We start from the raw sequence: 25,947 nt of genomic DNA, 5'->3' as shown, positions 1-25,947 counted from the left end.
CTCTTTCCATAATAAATAAAAACATTACCCTTTATCGTTTGGATTGAGGGCCTCTGTCAACCGTTGATGCACTTCCTGCTGCAGCTCATTATTAAGGGCGCGCCGGTCGGCGGTGGCGATTATGAATAAATCTTCTACTCGCTCGCCAATAGTTGTAATTCGGGCGCCATGCAGCGAAATTCCCAGATCGGCAAAAATCTGCCCGACCCGCGCCAGCAGCCCTGGCTGGTCGAGAGCGATAAGCTCAAGAAATGATTTTCGGTCGGTATGGGTCGGCAGAAAAGTGACCTCGGTATCGACGGTAAAGTGACGTAATTTTGCCGGCTGGCGACGCGGTTGCGGCGGCTGCCAGCTACGCTGGGTGATCGCCTGTTCAAGCCCAAAACGGATCGCTTCGTGTCGGTCTGACGACAGCGGGCTACCGTCTGGTTCCAGCACAATGAACGTATCCATCGCCATCCCATCGCGGGTGGTGAAAATCTGCGCATCGTGGACGCTAAGGTTGCGCCTGTCCAGTTCGGCGCAGACGGCAGCAAACAGGTAAGGGCGGTCAGGGCTCCAGATGAAAATTTCCGTCCCGCCTCGCGTAGCCTGCGGGCTGAGCAGGATCAGCGGCTTGCTGAGATCGTGTTGCAGCAGATGACGCGCATGCCAGGCCAGCTGATTTGGGCTGTGACGTACAAAATAGTTGGCGCGACAGCGCGACCAGATATGGTGTAGCGCTTCTTCATCAATGTTGTCCATGCGCAGTAGCGCCAGCGCCTGAAGCTGATGATGACGTACGCGCTCACGCATATCCGGCGTGTTTTGCATCCCGCGCCGTAACTGTTTTTCCGTCGCGAAGTACAGCTCGCGCAGCAAGCTTTGTTTCCAGCTATTCCACAACGTTTCGTTGGTGGCGCAAATATCTGCGACGGTCAGGCACACCAAAAAGCGCAGACGATGTTCCGTTTGCACCTCTTCGGCGAATTGCTTAATGACTTCGGGATCCTGAATATCGCGGCGCTGAGCGGTAACCGACATTAGCAAATGCTGGCGCACCAGCCACACGATCAGTTGCGTTTCGCGGGAGTTCAGACCGTGCAGTTCGGCGAATTTGAGCACATCCTGGGCGCCGAGAACCGAGTGATCGCCGCCGCGACCTTTGGCGATATCGTGGAACAGCGCGGCAATCAGAATCAGCTCCGGCTGTCGTAGACGCGGCCACAGATCCACGCACAGCGGATGGCGCTGACGGGTCTCTTCGTTAGCAAAACTTTCCAGCTTGAGCATTACGCGAATGGTGTGTTCATCCACCGTATAGGCATGAAACAGGTCAAACTGCATTTGGCCGACAATATGCGACCATTGCGGCATATAAGCCCACAACACGCTGTGGCGATGCATAGGCAGCAGGCCGCGACTCACCGCGCCCGGATGGCGCAACATACTGAGAAACAGCGAACGCGCTTCCGGGATGTAGCACAGTGGCTGCGTTAAATGACGGCGGGCATGACGTAAATGGCGCAGCGTAGTGGAGTAAATTCCGCTGATCGCGCTATTACGCACCATGATGTAAAACATCCGCAATATCGCTTCGGGTTTGCGAATAAACAGGTCGTCGTCGCGCAGATCAATCAACGTGCCGCGCAGTTGAAAGTCGTCATCAATCGGACGTGGTTTTTCATCGGCGGGCAGGGCGAGGATCGCCTCGTCGAACAGTTGCAACAGCATGTGGTTCAGTTCGCTGACCCGTCGTGTGACGCGGAAATAGTCTTTCATCATCCGCTCGATAGGCTCATTGCCTTCACCGCCGTAGTTCAGGCGTTGCGCCACGCTGAGCTGACGATCAAACAGCAGACGGTTGTCGTAACGACTAACGACCAGATGCAGGGCAAAGCGAATGCGCCACAGGATATGCAAACATTCATTCAGCTCGGCACGTTCTGCCTGCGTCAAAAAGCCGAAACCGACCATTTCATCCAGTGAGGTGGCGCCAAAATGGCGGCGGGCCACCCATTGCAGGGTATGAATATCGCGCAGGCCGCCGGGGCTACTTTTGATATCCGGCTCCAGGTTGTAGCTGGTGCCGTGATAGCGCTGGTGGCGCTGATTCTGTTCTTCAACTTTGGCTGCGTAAAACTTATCGGACGGCCAGAAACCTTCGCTAAAAATATGCTTTTGTAGCTCAAGAAACAGCGCCACATCACCAATCAGCAGGCGTGTTTCAATCAGGTTGGTGGCGACGGTTAAATCTGACAATCCTTCCAGCAGACACTCTTCCAGCGTGCGCACGCTGTGCCCAACCTCGAGCCTCACGTCCCATAGCAGCGTTAACAGTTCGCCAACTTTTTCGGCCTGCGCGTCTGGTAGCTTTTTACGACTCAGGATCAGCAGGTCAATATCGGAAAGCGGATGCAGTTCGCCGCGCCCGTAACCGCCAACGGCAACCAGCGCCAGGTCGGCAATTTGACCGAAACCGGCTTCAATCCACAGACGTTGCAGTAACTGGTCAATAAACTCGGTGCGGGCCTCAATCAGCTGCTCTGCGGAAATCCCGCTGTCAAACGCGTCACCTAACCAGTGCTGGAAAGTGTCGATATGCGCTTTAATGCCGGGGCAGTTGAGATCGTGCTGCGGCCAGGTTCCGGGGTTCTGCGGTTGGCCTGGCAGGGTGGGGAGGGCAGTATTTGCGTGTTGTTCAGGAAGAGTATTCATTATGCGCCACCCATTAAAAAAGCCGGATGACGGCGTGAACGCCTTACCCGGCCTACGAAGTAGTACAATTTGTAGGCCTGATAAGATGCGGGTGCATCGCCATCAGGCAAAACATTATTCGTCGTGTGTGATAATCGCCGGGATGGTGTCATCCTTGCGTAATGTCAGAATTTCACAGCCTTTTTCCGTCACCACAATAGTATGCTCGTACTGAGCAGACAAGCTCCGATCTTTGGTTTTCACCGTCCACCCGTCTTTCATGGTGCGGATGCGGCAATCACCGGCATTCAGCATGGGTTCTACGGTGAAGGTCATGCCCGGCTGCAGTACCACACCGCCGTCGTCTGCATCGTAGTGCAGAACCTGCGGCTCTTCATGGAAGCCGCGACCGATGCCGTGACCGCAATATTCACGAACCACAGAGAAGCCTTCGCCTTCCGCGTATTTCTGAATCGCAGCGCCCAGCGTGCGCAGGCGAATACCCGGTTTTACCATCCGCAGCGCCAGATACAGGCTTTCCTGCGTGACGCGGCACAAACGCTCGCCCAGAATGGTTGGTTTGCCGACGATGAACATTTTCGAGGTATCACCGTGGAACTCGTCTTTAATCACGGTTACGTCGATGTTGACGATATCGCCGTCTTTCAGGAGCTTGGCGTCGTCCGGGATCCCATGGCACACCACTTCATTAATAGAGATGCACACGGACTTCGGATAACCGTGATAGCCCAGGCAGGCGGAAATGGCCTGCTGCTCATTCACGATGTAGTCATTACAGATGCGATCCAGTTCGCCGGTGCTGACGCCAGGCTTAACAAACGGTTCGATCATTTCCAGTACATCGGCGGCCAGACGGCCAGCGACGCGCATTTTTTCGATTTCTTCAGGGGTCTTGATTGAGATAGCCATGAATTCTGTCCATCAGTGCCGATGATATCGGCAATAATTGTTTAAGTGGTGCCAATGGTATCAGTCCGGCATACATGCTGCCAAATTGAGAATCATTCTGAACTTCGCCTTTCGTGCCACAGGTGCGTTGGCCGTAATTTTTCACTCCAGCCGCTTACAGCATGTAGGCTCCCGGAGATGCAAAAATTGGCTGCCTCCCTGTAACACGAAATTCATCGTTCATTCAGCACGCACCGCCAACAATTATTGGTGTCGGTAGCGTATTTGTGGTATAAAGCGCGCCGGACTTCCGATCCATTTGAAGACTACACACGATGGACGGGAGCGACAAATCTCACTTTGTGTAACAACACACACGTATCGGCACATATTCCGGGGTGCCCTTTGGGGTCGGTAATATGGGATGCGTGGAGGCTTAACCCCAACTTTTATATATAGAGGTTTTAATCATGGCAACTGTTTCCATGCGCGACATGCTCAAGGCTGGTGTTCACTTCGGTCACCAGACCCGTTACTGGAACCCGAAAATGAAGCCGTTCATCTTCGGTGCGCGTAACAAAGTTCACATCATCAACCTTGAGAAAACTGTACCGATGTTCAACGAAGCTCTGGCTGAACTGAACAAGATCTCTGCTCGTAAAGGTAAAATCCTTTTCGTTGGTACTAAACGCGCTGCAAGCGAAGCGGTGAAAGAAGCTGCTAACAACTGCGACCAGTTCTTCGTGAACCATCGCTGGTTGGGCGGCATGCTGACTAACTGGAAAACCGTTCGTCAGTCCATCAAACGTCTGAAAGATCTGGAAACTCAGTCTCAGGACGGTACTTTCGAAAAGCTGACCAAGAAAGAAGCGCTGATGCGTACTCGTGAGCTTGAGAAACTGGAAAACAGCCTGGGCGGTATCAAAGACATGGGCGGTCTGCCGGACGCTCTGTTCGTAATCGATGCTGACCACGAGCACATTGCTATCAAAGAAGCAAACAACCTGGGTATCCCAGTATTTGCTATCGTTGATACCAACTCTGATCCGGACGGTGTTGACTTCGTTATCCCGGGTAACGACGACGCAATCCGTGCTGTGACCCTGTACCTGGGCGCTGTAGCTACTACCGTTCGTGAAGGCCGTTCTCAGGATCTGGCTTCCCAGGCGGAAGAAAGCTTCGTAGAAGCTGAATAATAAGGCACGCTCGTTCGAGCCCCCTTATAAACCAGGTAGTATCACGTTTGGTTAGGGGCCCTTTAGGCCCCTTTTTCACTTTTAAATCTGTGCGGTTTCATGCCGGGCAGATCAAATCTTCCGAGGATTTTAGAATGGCTGAAATTACCGCATCCCTGGTAAAAGAGCTGCGTGAGCGTACTGGCGCAGGCATGATGGATTGCAAAAAAGCACTGACTGAAGCTAATGGCGACATCGAGCTGGCAATCGAAAACATGCGTAAGTCCGGCGCAATCAAAGCGGCGAAAAAAGCAGGCAACGTTGCTGCTGACGGCGTAATCAAAACCAAAATCGACGGCAACATCGCTTTCATTCTGGAAGTTAACTGCCAGACTGACTTCGTTGCTAAAGATGCTGGTTTCCAGGCATTTGCTGACAAAGTACTGGACGCTGCCGTTGCTGGCAAAATCACTGACGTTGAAGTTCTGAAAGCGCAGTTCGAAGAAGAACGTGTTGCTCTGGTTGCTAAAATCGGTGAGAACATCAACATCCGTCGCGTTGCTTCCCTGGAAGGCGAAGTTCTGGGTAACTACCAGCACGGTGCTCGTATCGGTGTTCTGGTTGCTGCAACTGGCGCTGACGAAGAGCTGGTTAAACAGCTGGCAATGCACGTTGCTGCAAGCAAGCCAGAATTCGTTAAGCCGGAAGACGTTTCTGCTGAAGTGGTAGAGAAAGAATACCAGGTTCAGCTGGACATCGCGATGCAGTCTGGTAAGCCGAAAGAAATCGCAGAGAAAATGGTTGAAGGCCGCATGAAGAAATTCACCGGCGAAGTTTCTCTGACTGGTCAGCCTTTCGTTATGGATCCGAGCAAATCTGTTGGTCAGCTGCTGAAAGAGCACAACGCTGATGTAACAGGCTTCATCCGCTTTGAAGTGGGTGAAGGTATCGAGAAAGTTGAGACTGACTTTGCAGCAGAAGTTGCTGCGATGTCCAAGCAGTCTTAATTTTTAAAGGAGCCGCCTGAGGGCGGCTTCTTTTTGTGTCTGGCTTGTAAATTCAGCGAACCGCTATAGTGGTCATGCTGAAAAGCGACATACAATGTCGCCGGAATTAATTCATCTCATTCGTTGACAGTCTCAGGAAAGAAACATGGCTACCAATGCAAAACCCGTCTACAAACGTATTCTGCTTAAGTTAAGTGGCGAAGCTCTGCAAGGTTCAGAAGGCTTCGGTATTGATGCAAGCATCCTTGACCGTATGGCTCAGGAAATCAAAGAGCTGGTTGAGCTGGGTATCCAGGTTGGCGTAGTGATTGGTGGTGGTAACCTGTTCCGTGGCGCTGGTCTGGCGAAAGCAGGGATGAACCGCGTTGTGGGCGACCACATGGGCATGTTAGCCACCGTCATGAACGGTCTGGCGATGCGCGATGCGCTTCACCGCGCCTATGTGAACGCTCGCTTGATGTCCGCAATTCCTCTGAATGGCGTGTGTGATAACTACAGCTGGGCGGAAGCAATCAGCCTGCTGCGTAACAACCGCGTTGTTATTTTGTCTGCGGGTACTGGCAATCCGTTCTTCACTACCGACTCTGCGGCTTGCCTGCGTGGTATTGAAATTGAAGCGGATGTGGTACTGAAAGCCACCAAAGTCGATGGCGTATTTACTGCTGACCCGGCTAAAGATCCAACGGCGACTATGTACGAACAGTTGACCTATGCTGAAGTACTGGATAAAGAGCTGAAAGTGATGGATCTTGCGGCGTTTACACTGGCTCGTGACCACAAATTACCGATTCGTGTCTTTAACATGAACAAACCGGGTGCGCTGCGCCGTGTTGTTATGGGTGAAAAAGAAGGCACGTTAATCACGGAATAATTCCCGTTGCGGCTAAATGCAGGTAATATTCCGCTTTAATGTCGCGGGATACGTCCCTCAAAATTAATCAAGACTATACTTGTCACATCTTGCGTGGTGGGTATGGTCTGACTGAAACAAGCTTTCAAGGATTCGTAACGTGATCAACGATATCAGAAAAGATGCTGAAGTACGCATGGACAAATGCGTCGAAGCGTTCAAAAACCAAATCAGCAAAATTCGCACGGGCCGTGCTTCTCCTAGCCTGCTGGATGGTATTGTCGTGGAATATTACGGCACACCGACCCCGCTGCGCCAGCTGGCAAGCGTAACGGTTGAAGATTCCCGTACCCTGAAAATCAACGTGTTCGACCGTTCTATGGGGCCAGCCGTTGAGAAAGCAATTATGGCTTCCGACCTCGGTCTGAATCCAAGTTCTGCGGGTTCCGACATCCGCGTTCCGCTGCCGCCGCTGACTGAAGAACGTCGTAAAGATCTGACCAAGATCGTGCGTGGCGAAGCTGAAGGCGCGCGCGTTGCCGTACGTAACGTACGCCGCGATGCCAACGACAAAGTGAAAGCGTTGTTGAAAGAAAAAGAGATCAGCGAAGATGACGATCGCCGTTCTCAGGACGACGTACAGAAACTGACTGACGCAGCTATCAAGAAAGTTGATGCGGCGCTGGCAGAGAAAGAAACGGAACTGATGCAGTTCTGATTCGCCTGTACGCTAAAAACGCCGCTTAGAAGGCCTGAGAAGGCTGGATGGCGGCGTTTTGCTTTTTTCTGTCTATATACTCTAAATATTCGAGTTGCAGGAAGGCGGCGACGCAGGGCATCCCCGGGAGCGTACACCTGTGCGTGACAGGGGTGAACGAGGAGAGCCAACGTACATGCAACTTGAAGTATGACGAGTAAAATTCTTCTGGATGTCTGATGAAGCAATTAACCATCCTGGGATCAACCGGTTCCATTGGTTGCAGTACGCTGGATGTAGTACGCCATAACCCGGAAAAATTTCGTGTTGCTGCGTTGGTGGCGGGTAAAAATGTCGTCCGTATGGTTGAGCAATGTCTGGAATTTTCTCCTCGCTATGCGGTAATGGACGATGAAAAAAGCGCTGCGTTGGTAAAAGCAGCTCTGCTGGAGCAGGGCAGTCGTACTGAGGTTATGAGCGGGCAGCAGGCTGCCTGTGATATGGCTGCGCTGGATGATGTTGATCAGGTTATGGCGGCGATTGTCGGCGCGGCGGGCTTGCTACCGACGCTGGCGGCAATCCGTGCGGGCAAAAGCATTTTGCTGGCGAATAAAGAGTCACTGGTGACCTGCGGGCGTCTGTTTATGGACGACGTGCAACGCCACAAAGCACAGCTTTTGCCGGTAGATAGCGAACATAACGCGATTTTTCAGAGTTTACCGCAACCTATCCAACACAATCTGGGATACGCTGACCTTGAGCAAAATGGCGTCATATCAGTTTTGCTTACCGGGTCTGGTGGCCCTTTCCGTGAAACGGCATTGCGCGATCTGGTTTCTATGACCCCCGATCAGGCATGTCGTCATCCGAATTGGTCGATGGGACGAAAAATCTCTGTCGATTCAGCCACCATGATGAATAAAGGTCTGGAATACATTGAAGCGCGTTGGTTATTTAATGCCAATGCAGGCCAGATGGAAGTGCTGATTCACCCGCAGTCGGTTATTCATTCGATGGTGCGTTATCAGGATGGTAGCGTTCTGGCGCAGTTGGGGGAACCTGATATGCGTACACCTATTGCTCATACGATGGCATGGCCAGAACGAGTGACGTCCGGCGTTAAGCCTGTCGACTTTTGCAAACTCAGTGCGTTGACGTTTTCCGCACCTGATTACCAGCGTTATCCATGCCTGAAACTGGCGATGGACGCGTTTGAGCAAGGGCAGGCGGCGACGACCGCTTTGAACGCAGCGAATGAAATTACCGTGGCCGCATTCCTGGCGCAGCAGATCCGATTTACCGATATTGCTGACCTGAATTTATCCGTACTGGATAAGATGGATTTGCAGGAGCCACAGAGCGTTGATGACGTGCTGAAGGTTGATGCTATCGCGCGGGAAGTCGCCAGAAAAGAAGTGATGCGACGCTCAAGCTGATGATAATCCCTCCTCGGAGAATCGCGCTATTTGTTAGCGTTGGGCTTCAGTGATATAGTCTGCGCCACTCGATCGCGGGTATTTGTTTTTTTCGGTCGGGTAAGCCGTGGTTTGACACGGCTTTTTTGTGGATGCACAAAATCATTCAGGTTGCATCAAGGTGGCAAGTGGATTAGTCCCCTGGAGCATACAAAGAGTATGTGACTTGGGCGAAGATCACAGCCGACGAAGGAGCAGCCTGAAGGATGAAGCGCAAAAGGCTTCAGTATTCCTGAGTACCGTATAATCCTTTCAGGGACTAAAAACGCGTTATGTTGTCTGCAACTAAACCATTAAGCGAAAATTTGCCAGCACATGGTTGTCGCCATGTAGCAATTATCATGGATGGCAATGGCCGCTGGGCGAAAAAGCAAGGGAAGATTCGCGCCTTTGGACATAAGGCCGGAGCAAAGTCCGTCCGCCGGGCTGTCTCTTTTGCTGCCAATAACGGTATTGATGCGTTAACGCTGTATGCCTTTAGCAGTGAGAACTGGAACCGACCTGCGCAGGAAGTGAGCGCGTTAATGGAGCTGTTTGTGTGGGCGCTTGATAGCGAAGTGAAAAACCTGCACCGCCATAACGTACGTCTGCGTATTATCGGGGATATCAGTCGATTTAACTCACGTTTGCAAGAACGGATTCGCAAATCAGAAGCGATTACCGCCCAGAATACCGGGTTGACGCTAAATATTGCAGCGAATTACGGTGGACGGTGGGATATAGTCCAGGGAGTCAGACAACTGGCACAACAGGTGCAGGATGGTCTGCTGCGTCCAGAGCAAATCGATGAAGAGATGCTGGGGCAGCAAATTTGTATGCATGAACTGGCTCCTGTGGATTTAGTGATAAGGACTGGGGGAGAGCATCGAATTAGTAATTTTCTGTTGTGGCAAATTGCTTATGCCGAACTTTACTTTACGGATGTTCTCTGGCCCGATTTCGATGAACAAGACTTTGAAGGTGCGCTGCATGCCTTTGCTAATCGTGAGCGTCGTTTCGGCGGCACCGAGCCCGGTGATGAAAAAGCCTGATGGGGGTCGCTTTTGCTGAAGTATCGCCTGATTTCTGCTTTTGTTTTAATACCCGTTGTCATCGCGGCGCTGTTTTTGCTGCCGCCGGTGGGGTTCGCCATTGTTACGCTGGCCGTCTGTATGCTGGCCGCCTGGGAATGGGGACAGTTAAGCGGTTTTACCACGCGTACGCAGCGAGTCTGGCTGGCTGTTTTGTGCGGGCTATTGCTGGCACTGATGCTATTTTTGTTGCCGGAATACCATCGCAATATTCATCAGCCGCTGGTTGAAGTATCGCTGTGGGCGTCGCTGGGCTGGTGGGGCGTGGCGCTGTTACTGGTGCTGTTTTATCCCGGCTCTGCGTCGGTCTGGCGTAATTCCAAAACATTACGCATAATTTTCGGCGTGTTAACCATAGTCCCTTTCTTTTGGGGAATGCTGGCGCTACGTGCATGGCACTATGATGAGAATCATTATAGTGGCGCGTTATGGCTGCTGTATGTCATGATCCTCGTCTGGGGAGCGGACTCGGGTGCCTATATGTTTGGTAAGCTATTTGGCAAACATAAGCTGGCGCCGAAGGTTTCTCCTGGTAAAACCTGGCAGGGTTTTATTGGCGGACTCGCCACTGCGGCCGTGATCTCATGGGGTTATGGCATGTGGGCGAATCTTGAGGTTGCGCCTGTCACCTTGCTTATTTGCTCCATCGTAGCAGCCCTGGCCTCCGTGCTGGGTGACCTGACCGAGAGTATGTTTAAGCGTGAAGCAGGTATTAAGGACAGTGGTCACTTAATACCAGGACACGGCGGTATTTTGGATCGTATTGATAGCCTGACGGCTGCGGTACCGGTCTTTGCCTGCCTGTTGTTACTGGTATTCAGGACGCTCTAACGGATGGTCTTATGCTGAGTATTCTCTGGAATCTGGCTGCATTCATCGTTGCACTTGGTGTGCTTATCACCGTGCATGAATTTGGTCATTTCTGGGTTGCACGGCGCTGCGGAGTCCGCGTCGAACGCTTTTCCATTGGCTTTGGAAAAGCGCTTTGGCGGCGTACCGATAAATCAGGTACGGAATACGTCATCGCCCTGATTCCCCTCGGCGGTTACGTCAAGATGCTGGATGAGCGCGCTGAACCGGTCGCACCGGAGCTGCGCCATTACGCTTTCAACAATAAAACGGTTGGACAACGCGCAGCCATCATCGCCGCAGGTCCGATTGCCAACTTCCTTTTTGCTATTTTCGCGTATTGGCTGGTGTTTATCATCGGTGTCCCTGGCGTTCGTCCGGTTGTTGGTGAAATAACACCCAACTCGATTGCCGCACAGGCGCAAATTCAGCCGGGTACGGAACTAAAAGCGGTTGATGGTATCGAAACCCCTGATTGGGATGCCGTGCGATTACAACTGGTATCCAAAATTGGCGATGAACATACGACTCTCAGCGTGGCGCAGTTTGGCGGCAACCAGCGGCAGGACAAAACGCTGGATTTACGCCATTGGGCATTTGAGCCAGACAAAGAGGATCCTGTTTCCAGTTTAGGGATTCGCCCACGCGGTCCGCAGATTGAATCGGTGCTGTCAGAAGTGCAGGTAAACTCCGCTGCAAGTAAGGCGGGTTTGCAAGCTGGCGACAGGATCGTTAAAGTCAATGGTCAGCCGCTGACGCAATGGATGACGTTCGTGACGCTGGTGCGCGATAATCCGGATAAGCCGTTAGCGCTAGATATTGAAAGACAAGGAAGTTCCTTGTCTTTAACGTTAACCCCAGATTCAAAACAGGTTAACGGGAAGGCAGAGGGTTTTGCGGGCGTGGTGCCTAAAGTTATTCCTCTGCCTGATGAGTATAAGACTGTACGCCAGTATGGGCCATTCAGCGCCATCCTCGAAGCCTCGGATAAAACGTGGCAGTTGATGAAGCTGACGGTCAGTATGCTGGGAAAATTGATTACCGGTGATGTAAAACTGAACAACCTCAGTGGGCCGATTTCTATCGCCCAGGGGGCTGGGATGTCAGCGGAGTTCGGGGTTATTTATTACCTGATGTTCCTTGCGCTTATCAGCGTGAACTTAGGGATAATCAACCTGTTTCCGTTGCCCGTTCTTGACGGGGGGCATCTGCTGTTCCTGGCGATTGAAAAGCTGAAGGGCGGTCCGGTATCCGAGCGGGTTCAAGACTTTAGTTATCGCATTGGCTCTATCTTGCTGGTGTTGTTAATGGGGCTTGCACTTTTCAATGATTTCTCTCGGTTGTAAGAGAGTGTTAGGAAGAACGCATAATAACGATGGCGATGAAAAAGTTGCTCATAGCGTCGCTGCTGTTTAGCAGCGCCACCGTATACGGTGCTGAAGGGTTCGTAGTGAAGGACATTCATTTCGAAGGCCTACAGCGAGTCGCCGTTGGTGCGGCTCTCCTCAGTATGCCGGTGCGCACAGGCGACACGGTTAATGATGAAGACATCAGTAATACCATTCGTGCTCTGTTCGCCACCGGTAACTTTGAGGATGTCCGCGTCCTGCGCGATGGTGATACCCTTCTGGTTCAGGTAAAAGAACGTCCGACGATTGCCAGCATCACTTTCTCCGGTAACAAATCGGTGAAAGATGACATGCTCAAGCAAAACCTCGAGGCTTCTGGTGTGCGTGTTGGCGAGTCTCTGGATCGCACTACGCTAGCCGATATCGAAAAAGGGCTGGAAGATTTCTACTATAGCGTCGGTAAGTACAGCGCCAGTGTGAAAGCGGTGGTAACGCCGTTGCCGCGTAACCGCGTTGACCTCAAGCTGGTCTTCCAGGAAGGCGTTTCGGCGAAGATCCAACAGATCAATATCGTCGGCAACCATGCTTTCTCGACCGACGAACTGATCTCTCACTTCCAACTGCGTGATGAAGTGCCGTGGTGGAACGTGGTGGGCGATCGTAAATACCAGAAACAGAAACTGGCGGGCGATCTTGAAACCTTGCGCAGCTACTATCTGGATCGCGGTTATGCTCGCTTCAATATCGATTCCACCCAGGTTAGCCTGACGCCGGATAAAAAAGGTATCTACATTACCGTTAACATCACTGAAGGCGATCAATACAAGCTTTCAGGGGTACAGGTGAGCGGTAACCTGGCTGGGCACTCCGCCGAAATTGAGACCCTGACCAAAATCGAGCCAGGCGAACTCTATAACGGCACCAAAGTGACCAAAATGGAAGATGATATCAAGAAGCTTCTGGGTCGCTATGGCTATGCCTATCCGCGCGTACAGTCGCAACCTGAAATCAACGACGCCGACAAAACCGTTAAATTACGCGTAAACGTGGATGCAGGTAACCGTTTCTACGTGCGTAAGATTCGTTTTGAAGGTAACGACACCTCTAAAGATTCCGTTCTGCGTCGCGAAATGCGCCAGATGGAAGGTGCCTGGTTGGGTAGTGATCTGGTCGATCAGGGTAAAGAGCGTCTGAACCGTCTGGGTTACTTTGAAACTGTCGATACCGATACTCAGCGTGTACCGGGTAGCCCGGATCAGGTTGATGTGGTCTATAAGGTTAAAGAGCGTAACACCGGTAGCTTTAACTTCGGCGTTGGTTACGGTACTGAAAGCGGCGTGAGCTTCCAGGCTGGCGTTCAGCAAGATAACTGGTTAGGTACCGGTTATTCAGTCGGGATCAACGGCACCAAAAACGACTATCAGACCTATACTGAGTTGTCTGTCACCAACCCATATTTCACCGTTGATGGGGTGAGCCTTGGTGGTCGCGTTTTCTACAATGACTTTAAAGCGGATGATGCAGACCTGTCCGACTATACCAACAAAAGTTATGGTACTGACGCAACGCTCGGCTTCCCGATCAACGAATACAACACCTTACGTGCGGGTGTGGGTTATGTGCATAACTCCTTGTCTAACATGGATCCACAGGTTGCAATGCAACGTTATCTGGTTTCAATGGGTAAGGATCCTGACGCTGATAGCTTTAAATCAGACGATTTCACCTTCAACTATGGGTGGACATATAACAAGCTGGACCGTGGGTACTTCCCAACGGAAGGTACGCGTGTCAACCTGAACGGTAAAGTAACCATTCCGGGTTCTGACAACGAATACTACAAAGCGACGTTGGATACCGCGACCTATGTGCCGATCGATGACGATCACAAATGGGTTGTTCTGGGTCGCACGAAGTGGGGCTATGGTGACGGCATCGGCAGCAAAGAGATGCCGTTCTACGAGAACTTCTATGCCGGTGGTTCCAGCACCGTGCGTGGTTTCCAGTCCAACACCATCGGTCCAAAGGCTGTCTATTTACCGGCTAATCGTTATAACAACGATAGCGATTACGATAACGAATGTGACGCCACCAATACTTCACCGTGTAAATCGGATGATGCGGTGGGCGGTAACGCCATGGCTGTCGCCAGCCTGGAATTCATTACCCCGACGCCGTTTATCAGCGACAAGTATGCCAACTCGGTCCGTACCTCGTTCTTCTGGGATATGGGTACCGTTTGGGATACGAATTGGGATTCAGCTAAGTACTCTGGTTATCCGGACTACAGCGATCCGAACAATATCCGTATGTCAGCGGGTATCGCTTTACAATGGATGTCCCCATTGGGGCCGTTGGTTTTCTCCTACGCCCAGCCGTTCAAGAAGTACGATGGAGACAAAGCGGAACAATTCCAGTTTAACATTGGTAAAACCTGGTAATTGTTCTTCGCAAAGGAATGTAGTGGTAGTGTAGCGATGACTTTAGGCGATCTTGCATGGGATCGCCTGGCCACGCAAAGAACTGTACCTTCGGGTGCAAATGGGATGGTAAGGAGTTAATTGTGAAAAAGTGGTTATTAGCTGCAGGTCTCGGTTTAGCGATGGCAACGTCCGCACAGGCTGCTGACAAAATTGCAATCGTCAACATGGGTAGCTTGTTCCAACAGGTTGCACAGAAGACGGGCGTTTCTGCTACGCTGGAAAACGAGTTCAAAGGCCGTGCCAGCGAACTGCAGCGTATGGAATCTGATCTGCAATCTAAAATGCAGCGTCTGCAATCCATGAAAGCGGGTAGCGATCGTACTAAGCTGGAAAAAGACGTCATGGCTCAGCGTCAGACTTTCTCTCAGAAAGCTCAGGCTTTTGAGCAGGATCGTGCGCGTCGTTCCAACGAAGAACGTGGCAAACTGGTTACTCGTATCCAGACAGCTGTGAAATCTGTTGCTAACAGTCAGAGCATCGATCTGGTTGTTGACGCAAACACCGTTGCATACAACAGCAGCGATGTAAAAGACATCACCGCTGACGTACTGAAACAGGTTAAATAAGTAATGCCTTCAATTCGACTGGCTGATTTAGCAGAGCAGTTGGATGCAGAATTACACGGTGATGGCGATATCGTCATCACCGGCGTAGCGTCCATGCAATCTGCGCAAACTGGCAATATCACGTTCATGGTAAATCCTAAGTACCGTGAACACTTAGGCGTATGCCAGGCCTCTGCCGTTGTGATGACGCAGGACGATCTTCCTTTTGCTAAGAGTGCAGCGCTGGTAGTGAAGAATCCCTACCTGACCTATGCACGTATGGCGCAAATCTTAGATACCACGCCGCAGCCCGCACAAAACATTGCACCGAGTGCAGTGATCGATGCGACGGCGAAGCTGGGTAATAATGTTTCTGTGGGCGCAAATGCGGTCATTGAGTCTGGCGTAGAACTGGGCGATAACGTCGTTATCGGCGCAGGCTGCTTCGTCGGAAAAAATACTAAAATCGGCGCAGGTTCACGCTTGTGGGCGAATGTGACGATTTACCACGACATTCAGATCGGTGAGAATTGCCTGATCCAGTCCAGCACTGTCGTCGGATCTGATGGATTTGGTTACGCGAACGATCGCGGTAACTGGGTGAAGATCCCGCAGCTTGGTCGCGTGATTATCGGCGATCGCGTCGAGATCGGCGCTTGTACCACCATTGACCGTGGTGCGCTGGACGATACTGTGATCGGTAATGGTGTTATCATTGATAACCAGTGCCAGATTGCGCATAACGTTGTGATTGGCGACAATACGGCGGTAGCCGGTGGCGTCATTATGGCGGGTAGCCTGAAGATTGGCCGTTACTGCATGATTGGCGGCGCCAGCGTGATCAATGGGCATATGGAAATATGCGATAAAGTCACGGTTACTGGCATGGGTATGGTGATGCGTCCTATCACCGAACCTGGCGTCTATTCCTCAGGCATTCCGCTACAGCCCAATAAGGTATGGCGTAAAACAGCTGCACTGGTGATGAATATTGATGATATGAGCAAGCGTCTCAAAGCGATTGAGCGCAAGGTTAATCAACAAGACTAAAGCACCGTTTTTGCATGTCTGACTTTTCGGCCTGTCCCATTCATACGATTGCGACAGGCCGTGTTATTATTGCCTTTTAGTATATTTTGACAGGAAGAGTATTTTGACTACTAACACTCATACTCTGCATATTGAAGAGATTTTAGAACTTCTGCCGCACCGTTTTCCGTTTCTGCTGGTTGACCGCGTGCTGGATTTTGAAGAAGGTCGCTTTCTGCGCGCAGTGAAAAATGTATCTGTTAACGAGCCTTTCTTCCAGGGCCACTTCCCGGGTAAACCTATTTTCCCTGGCGTACTGATTCTGGAAGCAATGGCGCAGGCCACTGGTATCCTCGCGTTTAAAAGCGTAGGGAAACTGGAACCAGGTGAACTGTACTATTTTGCGGGTATTGACGAAGCGCGCTTTAAGCGTCCTGTCGTGCCAGGCGATCAGATGATCATGGAAGTGACTTTCGAGAAAACGCGCCGCGGCCTGACCCGTTTTAAAGGGGTTGCGCTGGTCGACGGTAAAGTTGTGTGCGAAGCAACGATGATGTGTGCCCGTAGCCGGGAGGCCTGATACGTGATTGATAAATCCGCCTTTATTCACCCAACTGCCATTGTGGAAGAAGGCGCCAGCATTGGCGCTAACGCTCACATTGGCCCATTTTGTATTGTTGGACCCCATGTTGAAATTGGTGAGGGTACCGTACTGAAGTCTCACGTTGTCGTGAATGGCCATACAAAAATTGGTCGCGATAACGAGATCTATCAGTTTGCCTCCATCGGTGAAGTTAACCAGGATCTGAAATATGCTGGCGAACCGACCCGCGTGGAAATTGGCGATCGCAACCGCATCCGCGAAAGCGTCACCATTCATCGTGGCACAGTGCAGGGCGGTGGAGTGACGAAGGTGGGCAGCGATAACTTACTGATGATTAATGCGCACGTCGCGCATGATTGTACGGTAGGCAACCGCTGTATTCTGGCGAATAACGCCACGCTTGCCGGGCATGTGTCGCTGGATGATTTTGTTATCATCGGCGGTATGACTGCGGTGCATCAGTTCTGCATCATCGGCGCGCATGTGATGGTTGGTGGCTGTTCTGGCGTTGCTCAGGACGTGCCTCCATACGTTATCGCCCAGGGCAACCACGCAACGCCATTTGGCGTCAATATCGAAGGTCTGAAGCGTCGTGGATTCACCCGCGAAGCGATTACCGCGATTCGTAATGCCTACAAAGCGTTGTACCGTAGCGGTAAAACGCTGGAAGAAGTGAAACCGGAAATCGCGGAACTGGCGAAACAGTACCCTGAAGTTCAGGCTTTCAGCGACTTCTTTGAGCGCTCAACGCGTGGTCTGATTCGTTAATGACTGAGCAGCGTCCTTTAACGATTGCCCTCGTCGCCGGAGAAACCTCCGGCGATATTCTTGGTGCAGGGTTAATCCGTGCACTCAAGGCTCGCGTTCCCAATGCGCGTTTTGTTGGCGTGGCGGGTCCGCTGATGCAGGCCGAAGGCTGTGAAGCCTGGTACGAAATGGAAGAGCTGGCGGTAATGGGCATTGTTGAAGTGCTCGGACGCCTGCGCCGTTTACTGCAAATACGCGCCGATCTCACTCGCCGATTCACCGACTTAAAGCCGGATGTTTTCGTCGGTATTGATGCGCCTGATTTCAATATTACCCTCGAAGGTAACTTAAAAAAGCAGGGCATTAAAACCATTCATTACGTCAGCCCCTCTGTGTGGGCCTGGCGACAGAAACGCGTTTTCAAAATAGGCAGATCCACCAATATGGTGCTGGCCTTTCTGCCTTTCGAAAAAGCGTTTTATGACAAATTTAACGTCCCGTGCCGCTTTATCGGTCATACCATGGCAGATGCCATGCCGTTGGACCCGGATAAAAACGCGGCTCGCGATGCTCTGGGTATTCCCCATGACGCTCACTGCCTGGCGCTATTGCCAGGAAGCCGTGGCGCAGAAGTGGAGATGCTCAGCGCCGATTTTCTGAAAACGGCGCAGTTGTTACGCCAGCATTATCCAGATCTCGAAGTGGTAGTGCCGTTGGTGAATGCCAAACGTCGCGAGCAGTTTGAGCGCATTAAAGCTGAAGTTGCACCGGAGCTTTCCGTACATCTGCTTAATGGGATGGGACGTGAAGCGATGGTTGCCAGCGATGCCGCACTGCTGGCTTCCGGCACCGCTGCGCTGGAATGTATGCTGGCAAAATGCCCGATGGTGGTTGGCTATCGTATGAAACCTTTCACCTTCTGGCTGGCAAAGCGTCTGGTGAAGACCGATTACGTTTCGCTACCTAACCTGCTGGCGGGAAGAGAACTGGTTAAAGAGCTGTTGCAGGAAGAGTGCGAACCGCAGGCGCTGTCGCAAGCGCTGTTGCCGTTGCTGGCGAATGGCAAAACCAGCCATGCAATGCACGACACATTCCGTGAACTGCATCAGCAGATCCGTTGCAACGCTGATGAGCAGGCGGCGGATGCGGTCCTGGAGTTAGCGCAATGATTGAATTTGTATATCCGCATACGCATTTAGTGGCGGGTGTAGATGAAGTTGGACGTGGTCCTTTAGTCGGCGCGGTCGTCACTGCCGCCGTCATTCTGGATCCGGCTCGCCCTATTATCGGTCTTAACGACTCAAAAAAACTGTCGGAAAAACGTCGCCTGGCGCTATTCGATGAGATTAAAGAAAAAGCGTTAAGCTGGAGCCTGGGGCGTGCTGAACCACATGAAATCGACGAGTTGAATATTTTACATGCCACTATGCTGGCCATGCAGCGTGCGGTTGCGGGTCTGCATATAGCGCCGGAATACGTACTGATCGACGGCAATCGTTGCCCGGCATTACCGGTGCCATCGCTGGCGGTGGTAAAAGGTGATAGCTGTGTGGCGGAGATTAGCGCGGCGTCGATACTGGCAAAAGTCACTCGTGATGCTGAAATGGCGGCCCTGGATACGGTGTTCCCGCAGTATGGCTTTGCACAGCACAAAGGCTATCCAACCGCTTTTCATCTGGAAAAGTTGGCAATGCATGGCGCAACAGAGCACCATCGCCGTAGTTTTGGCCCCGTCAAACGCGCACTGGGACTCACGTCCTGATTCTTGTGTCGAAGGAATCTGAAGATGTCTGAACCTCGTTTCGTCCACCTGCGGGTGCACAGCGACTATTCCATGATCGATGGGCTGGCGAAAACCGGGCCGCTGGTGAAAAAGGCGGCCGCGTTAGGCATGCCTGCGCTGGCGATCACCGATTTTACCAACCTGTGTGGTCTGGTGAAGTTTTACGGAGCGGGTCACGGTGCGGGTATCAAGCCGATAGTTGGCGCAGATTTTCATGTCCGTAGCGATCTGCTGGGCGATGAACTCACGCAGCTCACCGTGCTGGCCGCAAACAATACCGGCTATCAGAACCTGACGTTGTTGATATCGAAAGCCTATCAGCGTGGTTATGGCGCAGAAGGGCCGGTCATTGACCGGGATTGGTTGGCCGAGTTAAAAGAAGGTTTGATTTTGCTCTCCGGCGGCCGCATGGGCGACGTTGGGCGCAGCCTGCTGCGCGGTAATAGCGCACTGGTTGATGAGTGCGTAGCGTTTTACGAAGAACATTTTCCAAATTGCTACTTCCTCGAGCTTATCCGCACCGGCAGGCAAGATGAAGAAAATTATCTGCATGCAGCGGTAGAACTGGCGGAAAGGCGTGGTCTTCCGGTGGTGGCGACCAACGATGTTCGTTTCCTTGAAACCGGTGATTTTGACGCGCATGAAATCCGCGTGGCAATCCATGACGGGTTCACCCTTGACGACCCGAAACGCCCGCGTAATTATTCGCCGCAGCAGTACATGCGTAGCGAAGATGAGATGTGCGAGCTGTTTTCCGATATTCCGGAAGCGCTGCAAAACACCGTTGAGATAGCTAAGCGCTGTAACGTGACGGTACGTCTGGGTGAGTATTTCCTGCCACAGTTCCCGACCGGTGATATGACCACCGAGGATTTCCTCGTGGCGAAATCGCGCGAAGGTCTGGAAGAACGTCTGGCGTTTTTGTTCCCGGACCCTGAAGTTCGCGCGCAGAAGCGCCCGCCTTATGACGAACGTCTGGAAGTTGAACTTAAAGTTATCAACCAGATGGGATTTCCTGGCTACTTCCTGATCGTGATGGAATTTATCCAGTGGTCGAAAGATAACGGCGTACCGGTAGGCCCTGGACGTGGTTCCGGTGCCGGCTCGCTTGTCGCCTATGCGCTGAAAATTACCGACCTGGATCCGCTGGAATTTGACCTGCTGTTCGAACGATTCCTGAACCCGGAACGTGTCTCAATGCCCGACTTCGACGTTGACTTCTGTATGGAGAAACGCGACCAGGTAATTGAACACGTGGCGGAAATGTACGGTCGTGATGCTGTTTCGCAGATTATTACCTTCGGTACGATGGCGGCCAAAGCGGTTATCCGTGACGTGGGGCGCGTGCTGGGACACCCGTACGGCTTCGTTGACCGTATTTCGAAACTGGTGCCACCCGATCCGGGCATGACGCTGGCAAAAGCCTTTGAAGCCGAACCCCAACTGCCGGAAATCTATGAGGCAGATGAAGAGGTTAAAGCGCTGATCGATATGGCGCGTAAGCTGGAAGGCGTCACGCGTAACGCCGGTAAACACGCCGGTGGTGTAGTTATCGCGCCGACCAAAATTACCGATTTTGCGCCGCTGTACTGCGATGAACAGGGGCTGCACCCGGTTACTCAGTTTGATAAGAACGACGTGGAATATGCCGGCCTTGTGAAGTTCGACTTCCTCGGCCTGCGTACGCTCACCATCATCAACTGGGCGCTGGAAATGATTAACGCGCGCCGTGAAAAGAACGGCGAGCCGCCGCTGGATATCGCCGCTATCCCGCTGGATGACAAGAAAAGCTTCGACATGCTGCAACGCTCGGAGACCACGGCGGTCTTCCAGCTTGAATCCCGCGGCATGAAAGATCTTATCAAACGTCTGCAGCCTGACTGCTTCGAAGATATGATCGCCCTGGTGGCCCTGTTCCGTCCCGGTCCGCTACAGTCGGGGATGGTAGATAACTTTATCGACCGTAAGCATGGTCGCGAAGAGATTTCCTACCCGGACGTACAATGGCAGCATGAGTGTCTGAAACCGGTACTGGAGCCGACCTACGGCATTATCCTGTATCAGGAACAGGTTATGCAGATTGCCCAGGAGTTGTCCGGATATACCCTTGGCGGTGCGGACATGTTGCGTCGTGCGATGGGTAAGAAAAAGCCGGAAGAGATGGCTAAGCAGCGCGGCACCTTTGAAGAAGGGGCGAAAAAGCGCGGCGTCGACGGCGAACTGGCGATGAAAATCTTTGACCTGGTGGAGAAATTCGCCGGTTACGGATTTAACAAATCGCACTCCGCTGCCTATGCGCTGGTCTCTTACCAGACGCTATGGCTGAAGGCGCATTACCCCGCCGAGTTTATGGCGGCGGTAATGACCGCCGATATGGATAACACCGAGAAAGTGGTCGGGCTGGTGGATGAATGCTGGCGTATGGGGCTCAAAATCCTGCCGCCGGATATCAACTCCGGGCTTTATCATTTTCACGTGAATGATGATGGCGAAATTGTCTATGGCATCGGCGCGATAAAAGGCGTGGGTGAAGGGCCAATTGAAGCTATTATTGAGGCGCGCAACGAAGGCGGTTACTTCCGCGAGCTGTTTGATCTCTGTGCGCGCACGGACATCAAAAAACTCAACCGCCGGGTGCTGGAAAAGTTAATCATGTCCGGGGCGTTTGACCGCCTTGGTCCGCATCGTGCGGCGCTGATGAATTCGCTCAACGATGCGCTAAAAGCCGCCGATCAGCATGCGAAAGCCGAGGCAACGGGCCAGGCGGACATGTTTGGCGTGCTGGCTGAAGAGCCGGAACAAATTGAACAGTCTTATGCTAACTGTACACCGTGGCCGGAGCAGGTGGTATTAGAAGGGGAACGTGAAACGTTAGGGCTTTACCTGACGGGACACCCCATCAACCAGTATTTAAAAGAAATTGAGCGCTATGTTGGAGGCCACAGGCTGAAAGACATGCATCCGACAGAACGTGGTAAAGTCACCACGGCTGCGGGGCTCGTCATTGCTGCGCGGGTAATGGTCACCAAGCGCGGCAATCGTATCGGCATCTGTACCCTGGATGACCGTTCCGGGCGTCTGGAAGTTATGTTGTTTACCGACGCCCTGGATAAATACCAGCAATTGCTGGAAAAAGACCGCATACTTATCGTCAGCGGACAGGTCAGCTTTGATGACTTCAGCGGCGGGCTTAAAATGATGGCCCGTGAAGTCATGGATATTGACGAAGCCCGGGAAAAATATGCTCGCGGGCTTGCTATCTCGCTGACGGACAGGCAAATTGATGACCAGCTTTTAAACCGACTCCGTCAGTCTCTGGAACCCCACCGCTCGGGGACAATTCCAGTACATCTCTACTATCAGAGGGCGGATGCACGTGCGCGATTGCGTTTTGGCGCAACGTGGCGTGTCTCTCCGAGCGATCGTTTGCTAAACGATCTCCGTGGCCTTATTGGTTCGGAGCAGGTGGAACTGGAGTTTGACTAATACAGGAATACTATGAGTCTGAATTTCCTTGATTTTGAACAGCCGATTGCAGAGCTGGAAGCAAAAATCGATTCTCTGACTGCGGTTAGCCGTCAGGATGAGAAACTGGATATTAACATCGATGAAGAAGTGCATCGTCTGCGTGAAAAAAGCGTAGAGCTGACGCGTAAAATCTTCGCCGATCTTGGCGCATGGCAGGTAGCCCAGCTGGCGCGCCATCCACAGCGTCCGTACACCCTGGATTATGTCCGCCTGGCATTTGATGAATTTGATGAGCTGGCGGGCGATCGTGCCTATGCGGATGATAAAGCTATTGTCGGCGGCATCGCGCGTCTGGATGGCCGTCCGGTGATGATCATTGGTCATCAGAAAGGCCGTGAGACCAAAGAAAAAATTCGTCGTAATTTCGGCATGCCGGCACCGGAAGGCTATCGCAAAGCGCTGCGTCTGATGGAAATGGCCGAGCGTTTCAATATGCCGATCATTACTTTCATCGACACCCCAGGGGCTTATCCGGGCGTGGGCGCGGAAGAACGTGGTCAGTCTGAAGCGATTGCGCGCAACCTGCGTGAAATGTCGCGTCTGAGCGTACCGGTAATCTGCACCGTTATTGGTGAAGGTGGTTCCGGCGGCGCGCTGGCGATCGGCGTAGGCGATAAAGTGAATATGCTGCAATACAGCACCTATTCCGTTATCTCCCCGGAAGGTTGTGCCTCCATTCTGTGGAAAAGCGCCGACAAAGCGCCGCTGGCCGCAGAAGCGATGGGGATTATCGCGCCGCGTCTGAAAGAGCTGAAGCTTATCGACTCTATCATCCCGGAACCGCTGGGCGGCGCGCACCGCAACCCGGAAGTGATGGCTGCGTCCCTGAAAGCACAACTGCTGGCCGATCTCGCCGACCTCGACGTGTTAAGCAAAGATGATTTGAAAAACCGTCGTTACCAGCGTCTGATGAGCTACGGTTACGCGTAAACTGCATTAATTCTGAAAAGGGCCACAACGCTGTGGCCCTTTTTTTTACCTGTGGTTTCACCAGGCTATGATTAACTAAGGTTTTTCCAGGAGGAACGCATGAATATCATTGCCATCATGGGACCGCATGGCGTCTTTTATAAAGATGAGCCCATCAAGGAACTTGAGCGTGCGCTGCAACAGCAGGGGTTTCAGATTATCTGGCCGCAGAATAGCGTCGACCTGCTTAAGTTTATCGAACATAACCCACGAATTTGCGGTGTCATTTTTGACTGGGATGAATACAGCCTGGATCTGTGCAGTGACATCAACCAGCTCAACGAGTATCTCCCGCTCTACGCCTTTATTAATACTCATTCGACGATGGATGTCAGCGCGCACGACCTGCGCATGGCGCTGTGGTTTTTTGAGTATGCGCTGGGCCAGTCTGAAGATATTGCAACCCGCATCCGTCAGTACACCAGCGAATACCTCGATAATATCACGCCTCCTTTCACCAAGGCGCTGTTTACCTATGTGAAGGAAGGAAAGTACACCTTCTGCACGCCCGGACATATGGCGGGAACGGCGTATCAGAAAAGCCCGGTAGGCTGCCTGTTCTATGATTTCTTTGGCGGCAATACGCTGAAGGCCGACGTGTCTATTTCCGTGACTGAACTGGGTTCGCTGCTGGATCATACCGGCCCGCATCTGGAAGCGGAGGAGTATATCGCGCGCACCTTTGGCGCCGAGCAGAGCTATATGGTGACCAACGGCACCTCGACGTCGAACAAGATTGTCGGCATGTATGCCGCGCCTTCAGGCAGTACGCTACTGATTGATCGCAACTGTCATAAGTCGCTGGCGCATTTGCTAATGATGAGCGATGTGGTGCCAATCTGGCTGAAGCCTACGCGCAATGCGCTGGGGATCCTCGGCGGTATACCTCGTCGGGAATTCACCCGCGCAAGCATTGAACGCAAGGTAGAAGAGACCCCTCAGGCACTATGGCCGGTACACGCGGTGATCACCAATTCCACCTATGACGGCCTGTTGTATAACACCAACTGGATCAAGCAAACCCTGGATGTGCCCTCCATTCATTTTGATTCTGCCTGGGTGCCGTATACCCATTTTCACCCGATCTATCAGGGGAAAAGCGGGATGAGCGGCGAACGGGTGCCAGGGAAAGTGATTTTTGAAACCCAGTCAACCCACAAGATGCTGGCGGCACTATCACAGGCTTCTCTGATCCACATTAAGGGCGACTACGACGAAGAGACGTTCAACGAAGCCTTTATGATGCACACCTCCACTTCTCCGAGCTACCCGATTGTCGCGTCGATAGAAACGGCGGCGGCAATGCTGCGTGGCAATTCAGGCAAGCGGTTAATCAATCGTTCGGTGGAGCGGGCGCTGCATTTCCGTAAAGAAGTGCAGCGGCTACGCGAAGAGTCGGATGGCTGGTTCTTTGATATCTGGCAGCCGGAAAGGGTAGATGAGGCGGAGTGCTGGCCGGTAGCGCCTGGTGAAGACTGGCACGGATTTGTTGATGCTGACGCCGACCATATGTTCCTCGACCCGGTGAAGGTCACCATTCTTACGCCGGGAATGGATGAACAGGGAAATATGAGTGAAGAGGGGATCCCTGCGGCGCTGGTGGCGAAATTCCTTGATGAGCGCGGCGTCGTTGTCGAGAAAACGGGACCGTATAATCTCTTGTTCCTGTTCAGTATTGGCATTGATAAAACCCGGGCGATGGGACTACTGCGCGGCCTGACGGAATTTAAACGCTCGTACGATCTGAATTTACGCGTGAAAAATATACTGCCGGATCTGTATGCCGAAGATCCCGATTTCTATCGTAATATGCGTATTCAGGATCTGGCGCAGGGGATCCATAAGCTGATCCGCCAGCACGATCTCTCCGGGCTGATGCTGCGGGCATTTGATACCTTACCGGAAATGAAAATGACCCCGCACCAGGCCTGGCAGCGGCAGATCAAAGGTGAGGTCGAAACGGTGGCGCTCGACCAACTGGTGGGGCGCATTTCTGCCAATATGATTCTGCCTTATCCTCCCGGTGTGCCGCTCTTGATGCCCGGGGAAATGATCACGGCCAAAAGCCGGGCTGTACTCGATTTTCTGCTGATGTTGTGTTCAGTGGGCCATCACTATCCTGGATTTGAAACCGATATCCATGGCGCTAAACTGGGTGAAGATGGCGTGTATCGCGTGCGAGTCCTAAAAATGGCATGACGA

At 52.3% G+C, this 25,947-nt stretch carries 20 protein-coding genes; 18 read left to right on the top strand and 2 right to left on the bottom strand.

Annotated features, from left to right (window positions below; genetic code table 11):
* Positions 1-24: 24 nt before the first annotated feature.
* Both glnD and map read right to left on the bottom strand, forming a co-directional pair.
* Positions 25-2,697, bottom strand: a complete 2,673-nt coding sequence (glnD, locus tag HV229_RS20640; protein ID WP_016151756.1) for a bifunctional uridylyltransferase/uridylyl-removing protein GlnD — start codon at positions 2,695-2,697, stop codon at positions 25-27.
* Between the two features lie 114 nt (positions 2,698-2,811).
* Entirely contained in the window at positions 2,812-3,606 is a 795-nt protein-coding gene (gene map, locus HV229_RS20635) for a type I methionyl aminopeptidase (RefSeq protein ID WP_181546266.1), read from the bottom strand.
* A 449-nt stretch (positions 3,607-4,055) separates the two neighbouring features.
* On the opposite strand from map, the gene rpsB reads away from it, so the two are divergent.
* The 18 genes from rpsB to ldcC all read left to right on the top strand — a co-directional run bounded on the left by rpsB (position 4,056) and on the right by ldcC (position 25,944).
* On the top strand, positions 4,056-4,781 hold the full coding sequence (gene rpsB / locus HV229_RS20630; RefSeq protein WP_016151758.1) for a 30S ribosomal protein S2: 726 nt from the start codon (positions 4,056-4,058) through the stop codon (positions 4,779-4,781).
* 134 nt (positions 4,782-4,915) lie between these two features.
* A complete protein-coding gene (tsf, locus tag HV229_RS20625) occupies positions 4,916-5,767 on the top strand; it encodes a translation elongation factor Ts (RefSeq protein ID WP_016151759.1) in 852 nt (283 codons plus the stop codon).
* A 145-nt stretch (positions 5,768-5,912) separates the two neighbouring features.
* Positions 5,913-6,638 (top strand): UMP kinase, encoded by a 726-nt coding sequence (pyrH, locus tag HV229_RS20620; RefSeq protein WP_005132114.1) that lies wholly within the window; start codon positions 5,913-5,915, stop codon positions 6,636-6,638.
* 139 nt (positions 6,639-6,777) lie between these two features.
* Positions 6,778-7,335 carry a ribosome recycling factor gene (frr, locus tag HV229_RS20615; protein ID WP_016151760.1) on the top strand — a complete coding sequence of 186 codons (558 nt, stop codon included), beginning with the start codon at positions 6,778-6,780 and terminating at the stop codon, positions 7,333-7,335.
* 218 nt (positions 7,336-7,553) lie between these two features.
* Entirely contained in the window at positions 7,554-8,750 is a 1,197-nt protein-coding gene (gene ispC / locus HV229_RS20610; protein ID WP_049281543.1) for a 1-deoxy-D-xylulose-5-phosphate reductoisomerase, read from the top strand.
* 311 nt (positions 8,751-9,061) lie between these two features.
* On the top strand, positions 9,062-9,820 hold the full coding sequence (gene ispU, locus HV229_RS20605; RefSeq protein WP_003018543.1) for a (2E,6E)-farnesyl-diphosphate-specific ditrans,polycis-undecaprenyl-diphosphate synthase: 759 nt from the start codon (positions 9,062-9,064) through the stop codon (positions 9,818-9,820).
* 12 nt (positions 9,821-9,832) lie between these two features.
* On the top strand, positions 9,833-10,690 hold the full coding sequence (gene cdsA / locus HV229_RS20600) for a phosphatidate cytidylyltransferase (RefSeq protein WP_181546264.1): 858 nt from the start codon (positions 9,833-9,835) through the stop codon (positions 10,688-10,690).
* An 11-nt stretch (positions 10,691-10,701) separates the two neighbouring features.
* On the top strand, positions 10,702-12,054 hold the full coding sequence (rseP, locus tag HV229_RS20595; protein WP_046275344.1) for a sigma E protease regulator RseP: 1,353 nt from the start codon (positions 10,702-10,704) through the stop codon (positions 12,052-12,054).
* A 29-nt stretch (positions 12,055-12,083) separates the two neighbouring features.
* Entirely contained in the window at positions 12,084-14,498 is a 2,415-nt protein-coding gene (gene bamA / locus HV229_RS20590; protein ID WP_016151764.1) for an outer membrane protein assembly factor BamA, read from the top strand.
* A 122-nt stretch (positions 14,499-14,620) separates the two neighbouring features.
* The gene (gene skp / locus HV229_RS20585; protein ID WP_016151765.1) at positions 14,621-15,106 is read left to right on the top strand and encodes a molecular chaperone Skp; all 486 of its coding nucleotides are present in this window, start codon (positions 14,621-14,623) and stop codon (positions 15,104-15,106) included.
* A gap of 3 nt (positions 15,107-15,109) precedes the next feature.
* Entirely contained in the window at positions 15,110-16,135 is a 1,026-nt protein-coding gene (gene lpxD, locus HV229_RS20580; RefSeq protein WP_003018531.1) for a UDP-3-O-(3-hydroxymyristoyl)glucosamine N-acyltransferase, read from the top strand.
* Between the two features lie 103 nt (positions 16,136-16,238).
* On the top strand, positions 16,239-16,694 hold the full coding sequence (fabZ, locus tag HV229_RS20575) for a 3-hydroxyacyl-ACP dehydratase FabZ (RefSeq protein WP_003018528.1): 456 nt from the start codon (positions 16,239-16,241) through the stop codon (positions 16,692-16,694).
* A gap of 3 nt (positions 16,695-16,697) precedes the next feature.
* Complete coding sequence (gene lpxA / locus HV229_RS20570; protein WP_003018525.1) at positions 16,698-17,486, top strand: acyl-ACP--UDP-N-acetylglucosamine O-acyltransferase; 789 nt, start codon at positions 16,698-16,700, stop codon at positions 17,484-17,486.
* Entirely contained in the window at positions 17,486-18,634 is a 1,149-nt protein-coding gene (gene lpxB, locus HV229_RS20565; protein ID WP_181546262.1) for a lipid-A-disaccharide synthase, read from the top strand. Before lpxA ends, lpxB begins: the two co-directional genes overlap by 1 nt.
* Positions 18,631-19,227, top strand: a complete 597-nt coding sequence (rnhB, locus tag HV229_RS20560) for a ribonuclease HII (protein ID WP_181546260.1) — start codon at positions 18,631-18,633, stop codon at positions 19,225-19,227. The genes lpxB and rnhB overlap by 4 nt, the downstream gene beginning before the upstream one ends.
* A gap of 24 nt (positions 19,228-19,251) precedes the next feature.
* Positions 19,252-22,734: a DNA polymerase III subunit alpha gene (dnaE, locus tag HV229_RS20555; RefSeq protein WP_047358503.1), complete on the top strand. Its 3,483-nt coding sequence runs from the start codon at positions 19,252-19,254 to the stop codon at positions 22,732-22,734.
* Positions 22,735-22,746: 12 nt separating this feature from the next.
* The gene (gene accA / locus HV229_RS20550; RefSeq protein WP_003018513.1) at positions 22,747-23,706 is read left to right on the top strand and encodes an acetyl-CoA carboxylase carboxyl transferase subunit alpha; all 960 of its coding nucleotides are present in this window, start codon (positions 22,747-22,749) and stop codon (positions 23,704-23,706) included.
* Positions 23,707-23,805: 99 nt separating this feature from the next.
* Positions 23,806-25,944, top strand: coding sequence for a lysine decarboxylase LdcC (ldcC, locus tag HV229_RS20545; RefSeq protein WP_046275340.1), 2,139 nt, complete (start codon positions 23,806-23,808; stop codon positions 25,942-25,944).
* The last annotated feature ends 3 nt before the right edge of the window (positions 25,945-25,947 follow it).

Origin of the sequence: Citrobacter sp. RHBSTW-00524, assembly GCF_013747755.1 — a bacterium.
GTDB lineage: Bacteria > Pseudomonadota > Gammaproteobacteria > Enterobacterales > Enterobacteriaceae > Citrobacter > Citrobacter braakii.
The sequence above is the reverse complement of the archived record's forward strand: the minus strand, read 5'-3'. Positions and strand labels throughout refer to the sequence as shown.

What these genes read in the sequence shown, in the direction of transcription:
- glnD (WP_016151756.1), bottom strand. Translation starts at nt 2,697, where the DNA reads ATGAATACTCTTCCTGAACAACACGCAAATACTGCCCTCCCCACCCTG.
- map (WP_181546266.1), bottom strand. Translation starts at nt 3,606, where the DNA reads ATGGCTATCTCAATCAAGACCCCTGAAGAAATCGAAAAAATGCGCGTC.
- rpsB (WP_016151758.1), top strand. Translation starts at nt 4,056, where the DNA reads ATGGCAACTGTTTCCATGCGCGACATGCTCAAGGCTGGTGTTCACTTC.
- tsf (WP_016151759.1), top strand. Translation starts at nt 4,916, where the DNA reads ATGGCTGAAATTACCGCATCCCTGGTAAAAGAGCTGCGTGAGCGTACT.
- pyrH (WP_005132114.1), top strand. Translation starts at nt 5,913, where the DNA reads ATGGCTACCAATGCAAAACCCGTCTACAAACGTATTCTGCTTAAGTTA.
- ispC (WP_049281543.1), top strand. Translation starts at nt 7,554, where the DNA reads ATGAAGCAATTAACCATCCTGGGATCAACCGGTTCCATTGGTTGCAGT.
- ispU (WP_003018543.1), top strand. Translation starts at nt 9,062, where the DNA reads ATGTTGTCTGCAACTAAACCATTAAGCGAAAATTTGCCAGCACATGGT.
- rseP (WP_046275344.1), top strand. Translation starts at nt 10,702, where the DNA reads ATGCTGAGTATTCTCTGGAATCTGGCTGCATTCATCGTTGCACTTGGT.
- bamA (WP_016151764.1), top strand. Translation starts at nt 12,084, where the DNA reads ATGGCGATGAAAAAGTTGCTCATAGCGTCGCTGCTGTTTAGCAGCGCC.
- lpxD (WP_003018531.1), top strand. Translation starts at nt 15,110, where the DNA reads ATGCCTTCAATTCGACTGGCTGATTTAGCAGAGCAGTTGGATGCAGAA.
- lpxB (WP_181546262.1), top strand. Translation starts at nt 17,486, where the DNA reads ATGACTGAGCAGCGTCCTTTAACGATTGCCCTCGTCGCCGGAGAAACC.
- rnhB (WP_181546260.1), top strand. Translation starts at nt 18,631, where the DNA reads ATGATTGAATTTGTATATCCGCATACGCATTTAGTGGCGGGTGTAGAT.
- dnaE (WP_047358503.1), top strand. Translation starts at nt 19,252, where the DNA reads ATGTCTGAACCTCGTTTCGTCCACCTGCGGGTGCACAGCGACTATTCC.
- accA (WP_003018513.1), top strand. Translation starts at nt 22,747, where the DNA reads ATGAGTCTGAATTTCCTTGATTTTGAACAGCCGATTGCAGAGCTGGAA.
- ldcC (WP_046275340.1), top strand. Translation starts at nt 23,806, where the DNA reads ATGAATATCATTGCCATCATGGGACCGCATGGCGTCTTTTATAAAGAT.